The organism is Mesorhizobium sp. M8A.F.Ca.ET.208.01.1.1 (assembly GCF_004791315.1).
In the GTDB taxonomy this organism is placed as follows: Bacteria; Pseudomonadota; Alphaproteobacteria; order Rhizobiales; family Rhizobiaceae; genus Mesorhizobium.
Genome location: NZ_SRUT01000370.1, coordinates 1 through 289, shown reverse-complemented (window position 1 = coordinate 289; position 289 = coordinate 1). Strand labels below are relative to the sequence as shown.

General features: G+C 65.4%; 1 protein-coding gene. It reads left to right on the top strand.

The window, feature by feature from the left end:
• Positions 1 to 289: sugar transferase (locus EN851_RS35705; protein WP_189587377.1), on the top strand; the 289-nt coding region annotated here is incomplete at both ends.

Sequence of the window (289 nt, the reverse complement as noted above, 5' to 3'; positions counted from 1 at the left end):
CGCGCATCTCGCCGCCAATCCGGACGCCGCTGCCGAATGGGCGGCGACGCGCAAGCTGAAGAACGATCCGCGTGTCACGCGCGTCGGCCAGGTGCTGAGGAAGCTCAGCCTCGACGAACTGCCGCAGATCATCAACATCCTGCAGGGCGACATGAGCCTCGTCGGACCGCGCCCCGTGGTGCGTGACGAACTCGAGATCTACGGCAGTGCAGCCGTCTACTATCTGAAGTCGCGCCCGGGTCTCACCGGGCTGTGGCAGGTGAGTGGGCGCAACGACGTATCCTACGAT